Source organism: Psychrobacillus psychrotolerans (assembly GCF_900115805.1).
Taxonomy (GTDB): Bacteria; Bacillota; Bacilli; order Bacillales_A; family Planococcaceae; genus Psychrobacillus; species Psychrobacillus psychrotolerans.
Map to the genome: position 1 here is coordinate 206223 of NZ_FOXU01000001.1, position 15993 is coordinate 222215.

At 35.2% G+C, this 15993-nt stretch carries 17 protein-coding genes and 1 tRNA gene; 12 read left to right on the plus strand and 6 right to left on the minus strand.

The genetic code is table 11. From position 1 onward, the window contains the following. Positions 1-171 precede the first annotated feature (171 nt). Positions 172-1134 carry a nucleoside hydrolase gene (locus BM260_RS01215; RefSeq protein ID WP_093534210.1) on the plus strand — a complete coding sequence of 321 codons (963 nt, stop codon included), beginning with the start codon at positions 172-174 and terminating at the stop codon, positions 1132-1134. A gap of 32 nt (positions 1135-1166) precedes the next feature. Here BM260_RS01215 and BM260_RS01220 read toward each other — a convergent pair whose 3' ends face one another. Genes BM260_RS01220 through BM260_RS01230 form a run of 3 tightly spaced genes read right to left on the minus strand, consistent with a single transcriptional unit; the run spans position 1167 to position 4951 of the window. Further along, positions 1167-2291: a Ger(x)C family spore germination protein gene (locus tag BM260_RS01220; RefSeq protein ID WP_093534212.1), complete on the minus strand. Its 1125-nt coding sequence runs from the start codon at positions 2289-2291 to the stop codon at positions 1167-1169. After that, a complete protein-coding gene (locus BM260_RS01225) occupies positions 2278-3399 on the minus strand; it encodes a GerAB/ArcD/ProY family transporter (RefSeq protein ID WP_093535648.1) in 1122 nt (373 codons plus the stop codon). The genes BM260_RS01220 and BM260_RS01225 overlap by 14 nt, the downstream gene beginning before the upstream one ends. A 16-nt stretch (positions 3400-3415) precedes the next feature. Next, positions 3416-4951 carry a spore germination protein gene (locus BM260_RS01230; protein WP_093534214.1) on the minus strand — a complete coding sequence of 512 codons (1536 nt, stop codon included), beginning with the start codon at positions 4949-4951 and terminating at the stop codon, positions 3416-3418. 228 nt (positions 4952-5179) lie between these two features. On the opposite strand from BM260_RS01230, the gene BM260_RS01235 reads away from it, so the two are divergent. The 5 genes from BM260_RS01235 to BM260_RS01255 all read left to right on the plus strand — a co-directional run bounded on the left by BM260_RS01235 (position 5180) and on the right by BM260_RS01255 (position 8638). Continuing rightward, a complete protein-coding gene (locus tag BM260_RS01235; protein ID WP_093534216.1) occupies positions 5180-5671 on the plus strand; it encodes a DUF2975 domain-containing protein in 492 nt (163 codons plus the stop codon). Positions 5672-5687: 16 nt separating this feature from the next. Beyond that, positions 5688-5930: a helix-turn-helix domain-containing protein gene (locus tag BM260_RS01240; protein WP_093534218.1), complete on the plus strand. Its 243-nt coding sequence runs from the start codon at positions 5688-5690 to the stop codon at positions 5928-5930. Positions 5931-6135: 205 nt separating this feature from the next. Then, positions 6136-6342: a helix-turn-helix transcriptional regulator gene (locus BM260_RS01245; protein ID WP_093534220.1), complete on the plus strand. Its 207-nt coding sequence runs from the start codon at positions 6136-6138 to the stop codon at positions 6340-6342. 54 nt (positions 6343-6396) lie between these two features. Beyond that, entirely contained in the window at positions 6397-6894 is a 498-nt protein-coding gene (locus BM260_RS01250; RefSeq protein ID WP_093534222.1) for a hypothetical protein, read from the plus strand. A 271-nt stretch (positions 6895-7165) separates the two neighbouring features. Then, positions 7166-8638, plus strand: coding sequence for an amidase family protein (locus tag BM260_RS01255; protein WP_093535650.1), 1473 nt, complete (start codon positions 7166-7168; stop codon positions 8636-8638). A 438-nt stretch (positions 8639-9076) separates the two neighbouring features. Here the strand turns inward: BM260_RS01255 and BM260_RS01260 are convergent, their stop codons facing one another. Together BM260_RS01260 and BM260_RS01265 are read right to left on the minus strand one after the other, a co-directional pair. Continuing rightward, positions 9077-9454: an rRNA methyltransferase gene (locus BM260_RS01260; RefSeq protein ID WP_093534224.1), complete on the minus strand. Its 378-nt coding sequence runs from the start codon at positions 9452-9454 to the stop codon at positions 9077-9079. A gap of 104 nt (positions 9455-9558) precedes the next feature. Then, positions 9559-10098 (minus strand): helix-turn-helix domain-containing protein, encoded by a 540-nt coding sequence (locus BM260_RS01265; protein ID WP_175496151.1) that lies wholly within the window; start codon positions 10096-10098, stop codon positions 9559-9561. A 124-nt stretch (positions 10099-10222) separates the two neighbouring features. On the opposite strand from BM260_RS01265, the gene BM260_RS01270 reads away from it, so the two are divergent. The 6 genes from BM260_RS01270 to BM260_RS01295 all read left to right on the plus strand — a co-directional run bounded on the left by BM260_RS01270 (position 10223) and on the right by BM260_RS01295 (position 15368). Beyond that, positions 10223-11650 (plus strand): SulP family inorganic anion transporter, encoded by a 1428-nt coding sequence (locus tag BM260_RS01270; RefSeq protein WP_093534228.1) that lies wholly within the window; start codon positions 10223-10225, stop codon positions 11648-11650. 12 nt (positions 11651-11662) lie between these two features. Continuing rightward, entirely contained in the window at positions 11663-12082 is a 420-nt protein-coding gene (locus BM260_RS01275) for a universal stress protein (protein WP_093534230.1), read from the plus strand. A gap of 87 nt (positions 12083-12169) precedes the next feature. Beyond that, positions 12170-12241 (plus strand) — tRNA-Asn (locus tag BM260_RS01280). Between the two features lie 174 nt (positions 12242-12415). Next, a complete protein-coding gene (locus BM260_RS01285) occupies positions 12416-14086 on the plus strand; it encodes a ribonuclease J (protein WP_093534232.1) in 1671 nt (556 codons plus the stop codon). 19 nt (positions 14087-14105) lie between these two features. Further along, positions 14106-14357 (plus strand): (4Fe-4S)-binding protein, encoded by a 252-nt coding sequence (locus tag BM260_RS01290; RefSeq protein ID WP_093534234.1) that lies wholly within the window; start codon positions 14106-14108, stop codon positions 14355-14357. A 171-nt stretch (positions 14358-14528) separates the two neighbouring features. Beyond that, the gene (locus BM260_RS01295) at positions 14529-15368 is read left to right on the plus strand and encodes a GNAT family N-acetyltransferase (RefSeq protein WP_245762601.1); all 840 of its coding nucleotides are present in this window, start codon (positions 14529-14531) and stop codon (positions 15366-15368) included. Positions 15369-15414: 46 nt separating this feature from the next. Here BM260_RS01295 and BM260_RS01300 read toward each other — a convergent pair whose 3' ends face one another. Next, positions 15415-15957 (minus strand): GNAT family N-acetyltransferase, encoded by a 543-nt coding sequence (locus tag BM260_RS01300; RefSeq protein ID WP_093534236.1) that lies wholly within the window; start codon positions 15955-15957, stop codon positions 15415-15417. Positions 15958-15993: the final 36 nt, after the last annotated feature.

Genomic DNA, 15993 nt, shown 5'->3' on the forward strand with positions numbered 1-15993 from the left:
TTTTTTTATTGTTTACAAATTTTAGTATCCCATTTCATTTGTTACTCATTTGAAAAGAACAGGTTAGCCCTTTGCTTAGCTTCCATAAATATTGGTAAATAATAGGGACTCATTTGTACCATTAGCCATAACATAAGGTACTTAAATAAGAAAAACAAAGGAGGGACATACCTGAGTAAAAAAGTACTTCTATTCGGTGATATTGGCATCGACGATACGGTTGCATTAATCTATGCAAGTTTAAACAAAGATATAGAAATTGTAGGCATCGTAGCAGATTACGGCAATGTGTCTAGAGAAGATGCTGTATCGAATATATATTATTTAATGAAATTATTTGATTTTCCAAGGGGAATTCCTGTTATCCGCGGGGCGGAGGTACCGTTAACAGGGGAAGAGCCCACTTTCTATCCAGAAATACATGGAGAACATGGACTTGGTCCAATCATTCCGGATGATGAACAAACTGTAATTATCGAAAACTTCCTTGAAATCGTACAAATAATTGAAAATTATAAGGATGAGTTAATAATTGTGAATATTGGTCGACTTACTTCACTTGCCACGATGTTCATACTCTACAGAGACCTTATGACAAATGTGAAAGAATTTTATATTATGGGTGGGGCTTTTTGGATTCCGGGAAATGTCACAACTGTTGCAGAAGCTAATTTTCACGGAGACCCTGTGGCTGTGAATATTGTGCTGACGTACGCAAATAATGTAACGATTATTCCATTAAACGCCACACAGCAGGCAATTGTCACACCTGAGATGGTAGATTATATAGAACAATTCGGGCAAACTAAAATTTTCAAACCATTAATGGAATACTATACACGCTTCTATCAAGAAAGGGACCCGTCCCTACAAGGGAGCCCGGTCCATGATGCTCTCACCCTAATAGCAACGATCTATCCAGAGATTTTCATGTTTGGATCTTATCCAGTTATTATTGTAGATGACCTGGGTGGACCTTCAAGAGGTCAAAGTATCGCTGATACTCGGCCGTATTCAAACAATAATGGGGAAAAGACTCATCGTATAGCATTTAATATAGATTACGAAAAATTCTTTTATCATTTCTTGTCTGTTATGACTGGTCAGCAAACAAATCGGAATACTAATTTATAAGTTTGACTAAGATGAGGTTATTAAGTCCTCACTCATTCAAAAACGCCACTTCTCAGTATGGTAAGGTCTACTTTAACATTTACTTTCATATTTTTGTATAATTCATGCCATTTTTCCTTTGTTAGTTTAGAGTTTCTTACCGAGCTTCGATACTTATCTCCGAAAGCAAAAATGTCTGATTCCACACTCTGACAGTATGCAATAACCCTAGATATCTCTCTTGACAGGTTTTTACTAATCGCTTCTTCGAGTTTCTTGACAGTTTTGGGATCTCCAATATTTACATCAGGATAAATTTCTGTTAGTCGCGTTTTTATTGTGATATTCAAATCAAATTCTGGCGTATTTTTGTTAATTAATTTCAGCTCTTTCTCAGAAGTAAGAGCATCGAATGCTATAGGAATTTCATCAGGTTTGTTTTTCATCAAATCATCTGGAATTTCCTCTTTTGTCAAAATAGTTTCAAATGTTCCAGATTTATAATTACCTCCAATTAGTTTCACATAAAAAGTATCTTCTGGTCGTAATGAACTTACCATTTTGCCGTTCTTAAAAATAGCAATTCCCGATAATTCCACTAATTCTTCCTCTCTTTTTATGATAGGCATAAATATATCTTCTCCTTCCGAATAAAGATCTCGGCCCACTTCATGGAGAGTAGAGGAAATCATATTTTCTTGTTCAATGTTTTGTTCCAATAGCCTAAAAATATGTTGTCCTATATCGTCAATGTTTTGATATTCATATTCCAACAAAGGTGCCACTTCACCCTCCGCTACAGCCATATAAAGACTATTACTGACAGTTGGGTTTTCAAGGTGTGCATCAATATAGCGATGAATATCGTCCTTTGCTAACTCTTCTCCAAATAAGACAACTCTCATTTGACCTACTACTACTTTTTTAGATAATTTACGGTTGGTTTTTACTCGATTGCCCTTGCTAGTTGAATTCTCCGTTGTGACAACTTCTACGTTACTTTGAAATTCTGGATTCACTTCACGAACAGCGGAGGTAGTGGCCATCCTTTCTTCTTTTCCGACATCATAGCCAACTAAGGTTACCAACCCAACTCTATCTAATATATTTGTCTCCACACACCCAATAAGGAGACTGGGAAGAAAAAGGATAATGAAATAAAATCTATATTTTTTCATTGTTTTGCTCCTTTTGTGATGTGAATTTCTTTTTTAGCATCGTAATCAGGTATAACAAAACGGGATAAACAAATACAATATAAAAGGCGGCTTTACCTAGATAAGTGTTCATCGTATTTATCTGTGGTCTAGTTTGCACCATCAAAGTGCCAAAGAAAGCAAGGGTTGAAAAGATCCAAACGAATTTTGTGCTACTTACTTTTACTAACCGAATCATCCCGCGATATGCAGCCCATAGATATAAACAAAGATTTGGCAAAATGATTAACATCCAAAAACAAACCGCTACAAACTCAAATCGCTCCATAAAAGGAAAACTGATAAAACTAAACAATGTTAATGTTGCCCAGACAGTTTTAAGGAGCTTGCCTTCCGTGTAGTACATAATAGATACCAACATGATTGAAAGATAAATAAATGTGGTAGACAACAAAGCTAAGTGCGTATATTTGCTCGTTTTTTTCTTATCTTTAATAAAAGGATAAATTATGTTTAATATTTCGAACCCTATAATCGTAAAGGTCATGGAATGTGCTCCTTTAAGTAAGGAGATAATATTTACTTCTAAAATAGGAAATAAACTATCCATCGTTGAGAACTTCAGGGGAAACACTAACATTGGAATAACCCAGATAGCGAGTATGACACTAAAAAAAGAGATACCAACCATCACACGCAGTCCACCGGTAAATGCATATATTATTATTAATAGTAGGGTAATCGAAAGAAACCATGTACTAATTCCAGGAAATATCCATGCTTGAATTACTTCAATATAATTTCTCAATACAGAAAAAAACGCTACAAAACAATACAATATATAAATGGAATTCAAAAAATTCCCAATCCATTTTCCATAAACATCTTGCTGGATTCCATAGAGGTCATTAGAGCCATAAACTTCTAAAGTCTTAATCATACAAAAAGCGACTATATGTGTGGCAAGTCCTGCAAGGAGAACCGAAATCCATGCATCATGTTTGGCATCTTGATACACAATACGTTGAAAACCATGTACACCAACGCCAATTTGAGTACTGTGAACGACAAAAAACAGCAAATAAGCATTAATCATATCTTTTGGGCTAAGTTGAATTGTATTATTCATTCTTTTCACCTTCAGTTCAGCTGTTTTCAGGTTTAATAGGTTCAGGTTTATATTTTTCTTTATCAACGGGTCTTGCTACCTCAGGCCTCTTAGACGTTAAGGGGTAAGGTAATCGGATAATACTATTTGCCAATCCTTTCAGCCTAGGAGGATAAAATGGCGATAGGTAAGGTGCACCTAGACTAGTTTGGCGCAGAAGATGTATGAGGATAAAACAAAATGCTAGCATAATTCCATAAAAACCCCAAAAGCCAGCAAGTATAATAATAGGAAATCGGATTAGCCTAATAACATTACCCATCATATAACTTGGAGTAGTAAAAGAAGCCAAAGCGCTTAAAGCAACAAATATGAGTAAAATATTACTTGTGATTCCTGCTTGAACAGCTGCTGTTCCAATTACAATACCACCAACAATACCAATAGTTTGTCCAATTTTCGTTGGTAATCTCGCTCCAGCCTCTCTAAGCAATTCAATAATAAATTCAAGTAACAATGCCTCGAATACAGGTGGAAAAGGAACCAGTGCTCTCGATTCACTTAGAGGAACCAAAAAAGCCTGCGGAATTACTTCATAATGAAAAGTTAATGCCCCTACATATATAGGTGTCAAAAATACTGATAAAAGAATAGCCGTAAATCTTAAAAGTCGTGAAAAAGTAGCAATTTGCCATCTAAGGTTTTGGTCTTCTCGACTTTGAAAAAATTCTATAAATGACTGTGGGCATACAATTGCCATGGAACTACCGTCCACAACTATCCCTAATTTGCCGTTTATTAGACCATCACAAAACCGGTCTGGTCTTTCCGTCAGAAGCATTTGTGGGAAAGCTGACATAGAATTGTCGTCAATCATTTCTGATAAAACGGCACTATCTAGTAGTGAATCAACATCGAGATCAGTAATTCTTTGGCGCAACGTGTTAACCATCTGTTCATTTGCAATCCCATTAATATACAGAAGAGCAACGGAAATATTTGTCCTTCTTCCTACTATGAACTTTTCATTACAAAGATCTGGACTCACAATATAGCGACGTATCAAGGAAATGTTAGTAGATAGACTTTCATTGAACCCGACCTGAGCACCAATTACTTGTGATTCGTTTTCAGGTGTAGACAAACTACGAGATTCCAGTTTCGGAATATTAGCCATTATTACTTGAGAGTGCCCTTCCATATGGATAAGCACTGAACCAGTAACAATTGATTTTACGATCACGTCCAAACGAGTGGATGCATTTATCTCTGGTATGGAAAGTGCAGCCTTTATAGAATCTGGCGTATCAACTGATTTTTTTTGGAGATTGGAGATAACATGATCGGTTAACACTTGATCATTTACTAAATTGTCTATATATATGAGAGTAATATTAGGTGGAATGTCTTTCACGATTAAATCAGAAGGATCCTGAGTTGCATCTTTGATCAATTGAACAAAATCCATCTTAAGCGGTGTCATCATGCCTATATCTTTTCTCGGAGCAGCTGTTTCTTCGGGTGCTTTCTCTTTGTTGTGCTTGCTTTTACTGAAAGGTAGGGGAAATTTCATTTTGAAACAAGGCTCCTTCCATTTCTAAACTTACTTTATAGAATAGGCTTTAACAGGCAAAACTATACTTTTTACATTTACTTTTAATAAACAATAAGTAGCTTAGTGGAATTTAATTACTAAAAATCTATTTTACAATAATTTTATAACGTATTTTAATAATTATATATTGATAAACGATAAATTTAATGCTAGTATGAATGTATATTAAATGTAGGAGGTACTTTTATGAAACGAGGATCAACAATTTTTCTAAAGTTAGCTGTTATTCTTATGGGAATCCCCGTTCTCGCAATGTGTATTTTTTTATTGCCCCAAATAGCTGGGGAAGCCAAGGAGGCAATAGAAAAAGGGTCGGAATTAGCGTATGTGGTGTACGGACTTTTAACAGTAATGTATATTTCCGCAATTCCTTTTTACTTTGCTTTGTACCAATCTTTTAAACTATTAAATTACATTGATAAAAACTTAGCTTTTTCGGACTTTTCTGTTAGAGCTCTAAAGAAAATTAAAACCTATGCGATTATTATAAGTGGCTTATATGCTGTAGCTTTACCATTTGTTTTTATCATGGCAGAGGTGGATGATGCACCAGGTTTAGTAATAGTCGGGATGGTACCTGTTTTTGCATCCTTAGTAATTGCCGTTTTTGCTGCTGTCCTTCAAAGACTTTTGAAAGAAGCGATAGATATAAAAGAAGAAAATGATTTAATAGTCTAAATCTGAGGTGAATAATATGGCAATAATTATCAATATTGACGTGATGCTCGCAAAAAGAAAAATGAGTGTAACGGAACTCTCAGAAAGAGTTGGAATCACAATGGCCAACCTTTCAATATTGAAAAATGGGAAAGCAAAAGCAGTGCGATTATCCACATTAGAAGCTATTTGCAAAGCGTTAGAATGTCAGCCAGGAGATTTATTGGAATACAGAAGCAATGACGAAGATCCGCAAGTAAATAGTTCATTAAGCAGGTAGAATATAGTACCAACGAAAGGCATCGAGAAAAATCTTGGTGTCTTTTTTTATTTGTTTGCTAGCGGTAATCATATAGCGATGTGCAACTATACCATACATATGGAGAAACAAAAAAAGTAAAGTTAATTAAACATAAAGTAAAATAAACTATACAAAATGACAAATAAACTATACAATAATTTTAAATGTTAGGAGGGGGAGCCATTTGTTAAAAAATCGGGTGAAGGAATTAAGGGCCAGATTTAATTTGACGCAAGGAGACCTGGCGGAAAAGACTGGCGTAACTAGACAAACCATTGTTTCTTTAGAAAAAGGAAGTTACACCCCTTCGTTACTGCTTGCTATGAATATTGCAGAGGTATTTAAAGAACCGATCGAACAAATTTTCTACAAAGAGGAGAACAAGTCCTAATTGTTTTAGTACATTTATATATTTTCATGCTTGTAAAAAGAAAGGGGTTATATAATGAGAATCTTGTCGATATCCATTGTTTTACGTATATTACTTATTATTTCATTCGCTCTGGTCGCTTTTATGCAGGTAAAAGACACTCAGCTTTCTGATATGTTTTTAAATGATGAGATTAGTTTCGAATATTATAAGGAAAATGAGATTAATACTAGTGTGTATGGTTTCATTTTTGTCATTTTAACCTTGATAAATTCCTGGTATACAAACTATCTATCGAAAAAACGAAATAACGGGAGAATTCTTATGAGGGAAATAGTTATTCCCGAAATGAACCTGAATGACGATGAAAGAGAAGCTGAGATTACAGGGAAATCTGCTAAAGCAGCATTCTCCGTAATCATTATAGCCACATTCATAGTGCTAGCATTTTTTGCGTTAGTCATTCCATATTTGGATAACCCTTTGCCATATTCTGTTTTCACTATTGCTGCATTACCGATAATTGGACTTCTCACATACTACATCACATATAGAGTATTGTATTTGAAGTAAGGAGGGAGAGGTTTAACTTAAATGGATAACACTTGGCAAAGGAAAGAGAGGGCCTTTGGAAGTTTGGTTATGGAAGGTTAGAAATGATGGAGATTTATCCATATCTAGATCAAAATAATTAAATTAAAAACCTCCATTGCTATCACACTGCAGTAGAGGTTTTATGCTATTCTGAAGTGGGACATAAGTTAATGTGTTGTATTATTCTTTAATATCTTAATATTCAGTTTTTATAAATATTTTTAACATATCGGGGGAAGTATTAGTGACTATGGTTTTTAATAAGTTTTGCACAGAAGAGTTAACAATTAAAGATATTCAAAATGCCATGGAGAACGAAGATTTAACATCAAAGGAATTGGTAATCTATTATTTAGATAGAATTGCTAAGTTCGACCAAGATGAACCAAACTTAAACTCTGTACTAGAGATAAATCCAGACGCCATTTTTATAGCTGAAGCATTAGATCAGGAAAGAAAAAGAAAAGGTACTCGAGGACCTCTCCACGGCATTCCGGTATTTTTAAAGGATAATATTGATACGTGTGATTTTATGCATACTAGTGCAGGAACTCTTGCATTAGAGAATAATATTGCAAGCAAAGATGCATTTCTTGTTGAAAAACTGCGTAATGCAGGAGCAGTAATTTTAGGTAAGACAAATATGACAGAGTTGGCTAATGGTATGTCCACTGAAATGTGGGCCGGTTATAGTTCCAGGGGTGGACAAGTATTAAATCCTTATGGGAATCTCGAACTTTTTGTTGGTGGTTCTAGTTCTGGTTCTGCTGTTGCAGTTGCTGCTAACTTCACTGTTTTATCTGTCGGTACAGAAACAGATGCATCCATTCTAAGTCCGGCGATTCAAAATTCTGTGGTGGGTATTAAACCGACTGTAGGTTTAATTAGTCGAAGAGGGATAATTCCTTTTACATACTCTCAAGACACAGCTGGCCCATTTGCAAGGACGGTTACGGATGCTACAATTTTACTTAATGCTTTAACTGGACTAGATAGGTTTGATCCGGCAACATTTAAAAGTAAGGGTAAAATTGAAGAGGACTATTCCATTCATTTAGATTCTGATGGATTAAAAGGAGCTAAAATAGGAGTCTTTAATAACGCATCTAGTGATTTTCTTAACTCGGATGAGTACGATGACAAGTTGTTTAATGATTCCGTTGATTTGATAAGTAGCTTAGGAGCCATATGTAAAGATATTGAGATCCCTTCCGTCCATAGAGATTGGAAGTGGGGGGTAACTTTGTACGAGCTAAAGCACAGTTTAAATAATTACCTTTCTAAACTCCCGTCTAATGTACCAGTACACTCAATTACTGAGTTAATAGAGTTTAATAAAGGTCTGGAAGAAAAGACTCTAAAATATGGACAGAACAAATTGGAGCAAAGAGAATCATTCCCAAACACATTAAGAAACCCGGAGTATTTAGTCGCGAAAATAGAAGATTTATATTATTCACAGGAACAGGGAATTGACCTTGCATTAAAAAAATACGATCTTGATGCGATCCTTTTTCCATCTTATGTAGGTTCAACTATTTGTGCAAAAGCGGGATACCCATCAATTGCCATACCAGCTGGCTATATGAAAAATGGCAAACCTTTTGGTATAACATTCGCAGGGACTGAATTTAGCGAAGGTACATTAATTAAACTTGCATATGCGTTTGAACAGGCTACAAAACATAGACAAAGCCCAGTATTACTATACCCTAACCCATAAGAGGGAAGGGTTAAAGGAGGAAATATTAGTTTATGTAAAATATCATTGTTTGAACAGAATCACAAGGAAAGATAAAAAACTTTTCTTTCACAAGAAAAGTAAAGTGTGTTAAGTAATCAATCAATAAGAATTGAATGAGGTTGACGATTTATTTGAAAACCTAATTAACAGAAATATTGAAGTAAGAATACTACCTAATTCGGAGAGATCCGGGGAAAGAAAATTATAAAAACAAATTTTGATTATCCTTAAAAAATCTTTAATAATTCACTACAAGCTATACAGTGAGTTATTGTTGAGTATTAAAATTATTTGTGTCGTAAACAATTTTTCTCTGATATCTCACTATTACTAGTATACTTCAATAATGAAACGTAACTTAGTATAATATATATTATGACCACATCCCTATTTTATAATTTCATTTATGTCTCTTCTTTACTCTTTTTCTATTCTATATCGCCAATTTGCATTTTTTACATCCTCTATATTTATGTAGCTTTCGCTTGCCTCGATTACATCATTTAAATTTAACTTATTACTCTTAGCAAACAATCGCAAACTCTCCAGTGTTTCCTTATCACAGGTTGTACGAAATTCTATGCGATCTTTCGGTCTGTTTTTCTTGTCGTACATTAATGCACTTTCGTTTAATATATTTTCAAACCCGTTTTCTAATAAATAACCAATATGCGAATTTGACTCTTTTGCCATTACTTTGAGCTTTTTTATTAAACTGGCACTTATACGCGTTTTATATTCAGTTCTCGTTTCATCGACTGTTTGTATTAACTTTCCATTTACTATTTTCCACATATCTTTCACACCTTTTCAAAGTTTGTATCGTATTATGCTCTATTTCTTTCATAAAGGCCTTTTAAACTATTTTAAGTCTAAATAATAGGTTTACCCCTACCCTTCTATTTAAACTGGTCTAAATAGCGATATAAAGTAGATTTACTAATGCCAGTTTCCTCTTTAATTTGCTGCAGTGTATATGCTTTGCTGTCATACATAGCAAAAGCTCTATTTAAATTATCATCTGACTTTTTCGGTCGCCCAATGATTTTCCCTTGCTTTTGGGCTTCACGGACCCCAAAAATGGATTGGTGACGTTTAATTTTCGTTTGTAAATTCGTCAATAACTCTAATAACTCTAGGAGCCTCATTGATAAAATATCTGTATTATTTAGATTTTCATCGATAAATGTGACAGTTACTTCGTCTCTTTCAAATACTCTCAATAAATCTTGGAATTGTGTAAGAGAATCCGCAAGTACTACGAAATTTTGTACATACAATTGATCCCCCTTTGAGAGCTGCATGACTAAGTCTTCTAGTTCATGTCTTTTTTTCATATAGGGATGTTGCTCTATATAGACTTCTGCACGTTTTATATCCACTAGCTGTAACTTAACATCTTCATCATTTATTAATGGTCTTTTGTATCCGAATCTCATTTTACTCCTCCAAATTCCCAAAAGCATTCCTATTTAGGAAAAGACATGTTATGATATGACAGATTGTCCTAAAACACAGGTTTTTGGGACATTATAAATTGACTATATCCGAAGGAGAACCTATATGCAAACTATTCAACAACAGTGGTTTGGAAATATTCGAGGCGACATATTATCAGGGATTGTCGTCGCACTTGCACTCATTCCAGAAGCCATTGCTTTTTCAATTATCGCTGGTGTGGACCCTATGGTTGGTCTTTACGCTTCCTTTAGTATAGCTGTCATTATCGCTTTTGTCGGTGGCAGACCGGGTATGATTTCTGCTGCTACTGGTGCCATGGCACTTGTTATGGTTAATTTAGTTGCTGATCATGGGTTGAATTATTTATTGGCTGCAACAATTTTGACTGGAGTCATTCAAATTTTCTTAGGGGTTTTCAAAATAGCAAAACTAATGCGTTTTATCCCTAATTCAGTCATGATTGGCTTTGTTAATGCATTGGCTATTTTAATCTTTATGGCACAGGTCCCTCATATTTTAGGGGAAGGCATATTAACATATGTATTTGTCGCTGTTACATTAATAATTGTCTATACAGTACCACGCTTTATAAAAGGGGTCCCTGCCCCACTAATTGCGATCGTTATTTTAACTGCAATAACATTTATATTTGGTATTGAATTAAAAACGATTGGAGATTTAGGTACGATAACGCAAAGTCTACCAAGCTTTTTCTTACCGGACGTACCATTCTCTTTAGAAACTCTTCAAATAATACTGCCTTACTCTTTAGCACTAGCTATTGTTGGTTTACTTGAATCGTTGTTAACTTCACAAATAGTTGATGATATGACGGATACAAAATCAGATAAAAACCGGGAAGCACGTGGACAAGGAATCGCTAACTTTATCACAGGATTTTTCGGTGGTATGGCTGGTTGTGCGATGATTGGTCAATCGATGATTAATGTGAAGTCTGGCGGACGTGGTCGTCTATCTACATTGGTTGCTGGGGTTTTCTTAATCTTTTTAATCATAGTTTTAGGAGATTTAGTAATTGATATTCCAATGCCCGTGTTAGTTGGAATAATGATTATGGTATGTATTGGTACATTTGATTGGTCTTCATTTAAATATATCGTGAAAGCACCACGTGCAGATGCAGTTGTGATGATTACGACTGTTGCAATCGTTGTCTACACGGATAACTTAGCTATCGGTGTGGTAGTAGGTGTTATATTAAGTGCCTTATTCTTTGTTGCTTCGATCTCGAGGGTGAAAATAACGGAACATGATGGCATATATATTATTGAAGGTCCCCTTTTCTTTGCTTCTACTCAACATTTTGTTCAAACAATTGAAAAAACAACAGCAAAAACTATTACAATAGATTTATCGAGTAGCCATTTGTGGGATGAATCATCCGTTGGAGCAATTGTTAAAGTTGTTTCAAAATTAGAAGAACAAGGAAAATCAGTATCAGTAATTGGGATGAATCCAGCTAGTGAACTGCTATATCAAAAACTATTAGGAATTACAACTTCACACTAAGGAGGACTAGTTATGTATCCACACATTCTTTTAGCAACAGATGGTTCTGAAAACTCCGTTCGTGCCGCAAAAGAAGCGATTAAACTGGCAAAGTGTTCAGCCAATTCTAAAGTCGAAGTAGTGATGGTCACAGATTTTGACAAATCAAAGCAAGATATTCTACATGCACAATCAGCAGAATCTTTGCTGCTAGAGCGCAAACGTAAAATTTCCAATGTAGAACAGTTACTAAAAGATGAACAAGTGAATTATAAAATTACTTTTTTAAAAGGATCCCCTGGTCCAGAAATTGTTCGATATGCAAAGGAACAAAAAGTTGATCTTGTAGTTCTTGGCAGTCGAGGTTTAAACACTTTACAAGAAATGGTGTTAGGTAGCGTCAGCCATAAAGTGATGAAGCGAGTCCACTGCCCTGCATTAATAGTTAAATAATAATTATTTAACTATATTTTTTTAAAAAATTAGTTGTATATAATAAACAAAGTTTGTTCATAATAAGTTTTGTAAGATAATTATAATTCCGTAGTAGCTCAGTGGTAGAGCAATCGGCTGTTAACCGATTGGTCGTAGGTTCGAGTCCTACCTCCGGAGTTCAGAGCTAAAAAAGAATGGTTGATCGTGACTTTAGTTCACGACCAACCATTCTTTTTGTTATCAGTGCCATTTATGTACTTCTTCCCTTTGCCTTAAGTAAATTAAAAAACCCCTTATAAAAGTGGGATATGAGGCAATACTTAGAAGAGCATTTTTGAATGGAGGATAAGGATGAATACTACTAACAGTAAAGTATCTATTTTTGCATTAGGTGGAGTAAATGAAATAGGGAAAAATATGTATGTCATTCAATCCGATGACGATATAGTGGTCATCGACTGTGGTTCCAAGTTTCCCGATGAAACCCTGCTAGGTATAGATTTAATCATTCAGGATATTTCCTACTTATTGGAGAATGAGGATAAAGTAAGAGGGTTAATCATTACACATGGTCATGAAGATCATATTGGTGGTATCCCCTACTTTCTGAAACAACTTAATGTACCGATTTATGCAACCAATTTAACGGTAGGTCTAATCGAAATTAAATTGAAGGAGCATGGGTTATTAAGAAATACACAACTATTTTTAATAGACTCCGACTCCAAACTGAGACTAGGAACCATTAAGACATCCTTCTTTCGTGTTAGTCACAGTATACCTGATTGCCTAGGTGTAGCATTTCATACTTCACAAGGAACAATTGTACATACTGGAGATTTTAAATTTGATTTAACACCTGTAGATGAACAATATCCGGATATTCATAAGATGGCCGAGCTTGGTAACAAAGGCGTGTTACTGCTCCTATCAGAAAGTACGAATGCCGAAAGACCAGGATTTACTGCTTCCGAACAAAAGATTGCTGCACAAGTCGAAGAAGCGTTTCGAAATGCACCACGGAAGATTTTCATCTCTACCTTTGCCTCCAATGTGCACAGGGTACAGACAATAGTAAATGCTGCTATTAAGACCAATAGGAAGATTGCATTATTAGGCAGAAGTATGGTTAATGTAGTAGCTGTTGCAATGGAACGAGGGTATTTAACTATTCCCGAAGACATGCTAATCGATCAAAACGAAATTAATACGATGAATCCTGAGAATGTTGTGATCTTATGCACAGGGAGCCAAGGAGAACCGATGGCGGCCTTGTCTCGCTTAGCAAGTTCAAGCTACCGTAATGTAGAGGTACTTCCGGAGGACACGATTATTTTCGCAGCTGGACCTATTCCTGGCAATGAAAAGAGTATTACAAGAATTATAGACAACTTATATACTTTAGGTGCTCATGTTATATACGGCTCCGGTAATGTTACTGGCATGCATGTATCAGGTCATGCTTGCCAAGAAGAGCTCAAACTGATGCTTACTTTGATGAAACCAAAATACTTTATTCCTATTCATGGCGAATATCGTATGCTCCATCACCATCAGCTGTTAGCAGAATCTGTTGGTGTGGAACGAAATAATATATTTATCGTTCAAAACGGGGATGTCGTGGACATTGTAGATGAAAAAGCTGTTCAAACGAGAAATATAGAAGCTGGAAATGTATTTGTCGATGGGTTTGGTATTGGAGACGTCGGGGAAATTATATTACGAGATCGAAAATTGCTTTCAGAGGATGGGATGTTAGTTATTGTTACCACTCTAAGCAAAGCAAATAACAAGATTATTTCAGGACCGGATACAATTTCTCGCGGATTTGTCTATGGTCCTGAGTCCGAAGAGCTTATAAAAGATGTGAACCAAAATGTACGATCTACTATTTCGAAAACAAGGGATACAAACAAAAACCAACGTGTTCTAAAACAAAACATAAAAAAATCTCTAGAAAAGCTATTATATAGTCGAACTAAAAGAAAACCTATGATACTTCCTATAATTATCGAATTGTAAACAAATTGGAGGTAACCCGATGGCAGATACAGAAGAAGATTTAATCAAACTAGGTTATAAAAAATATTACGGAGATGAATTAGATATATACTTTCATCCCATAAAATGTACACATGCTGCAAACTGCATTAAATACCTCCCTTCTGTTTTTGATGTAAACAATAAGCCATGGATTTATCCAAACGGAGCACTTAGAGAAGATGGGAAAAGAGTCGTTCAAAATTGCCCCAGTGATGCGCTACGATTTATCGATAAAAGAACCGTTCATTAGAATAATTTTCTAATGAACGGTTCTTATTTTTCAGAAAAAACATATTATTTTAAGCTGATTCGTTATATATTAATAAAGTGAGTTAATTTCACAGTAGTAATAATATCTGGATTAAGTTGATTTTCGCTTTCCACGGCCCTTGGACAGCACTTATATCGACAAGAATATACTATGGATACAAAAGGAGCACTTATGCTAACTACTAAACAATTAGAAGATATCGAGGCACTGCAAAAAGAATGTGAACTACATGATAAACTACAGCTGAAGTTAAATTGGGATATGCTGAAAACACGTACGGATAATCATTATGACTTCTTCCTATATGACAACGATGTACTGATAGCTTTTTTAGGTTTATATCCTTTTGGTACGACAGTTGAGGTTTGCGGAATGGTAAAACCGACGGACCGCAGAAAACATCATTTCTCCAATTTATTTGAAGAAGCTATGGCTGTTGCAAAAATACAGGGCTTTCATAAAATATTGTTGAACGCTCCTGCTGGTTCTGACGAGGCAAAAGCATTTTTGAAACACTATAAAGCAGTGTATTCCTTTTCAGAACATCAAATGAAATGGGAACCAAGAGAACTGGAAGAAGTATCTGGATTCACCTTACGGAAAGCTGAGCAAAAGGACCTTCCCTTACGTGTTCAGTTAAATATTGAATCATTTGGATTAGATGACGAAAGTTCCTTAGAAATAGAAAACCGAGTTGACTTAGAAATGGATAACAGCGTGTATATCATCGATACACATGAACAATCTGTAGGTAAAATAAGAGTTAAGGTTGAAGACGAGGAAGCTTGGATATACGGTTTTAGTATACTTCCCCACTTCCGTGGCAAAGGAATTGGACGAAAAGTATTACAATCTATCGTTAAGAAATATGCATCTCAAGGTAATTCTCTCCACTTAGAAGTCGAAACGGAAAATATGCATGCGTTAAGTTTATATGAATCTATTGGATTTCAAATAGTCCACGCACAAGATTACTACATATACAAATAATTCAAACCCTGATATAACGTTAACTTAGTTACATCAGGGTTATATTTTACTTTTTCCAATCGTTTGCGAGCATTCCATAAACCACATGATCCACATAATGGTCATATAGCCACTCTGCCTGCCTTACACAGCCTTCTTCCTGAAAACCTAATCTGTCTGGAATAGCCCTACTTTTTTTGTTTTCTACAGCTGCGCGAATTTCTACACGATTTAATTGTAATTCTACTAATGCATAATCCACAAAAGCCTCTACTGATTTTGTCATTAACCCTAATCCCACATAATCATTTCCTAACCAATACCCAATACTCGTTGATTTGTTATTCCAATCAATTTTATGGAAACCAATTACTCCAGCAAGATTGCCGTCATACCAAATACCCGCTTGAAAGCCGTTATTCTCACTAAACTGCTTCATAGTCGATTGGATGAACATCTTCGTGTCTTCAGAAGTACGAGTAAAATCAATAAATGGTAACCATTCTCTTAACGTATCCTTCGATTGAACAGTTAATGCGAACAAATGTTCAGTGTCCCGTAAATCGAGCATTTTTAAGCAAGTTTGGTCATTAATTTCGTATGAAAACATGAATTTCCTCCTTTTTCACATCTTTTAGTTTACATA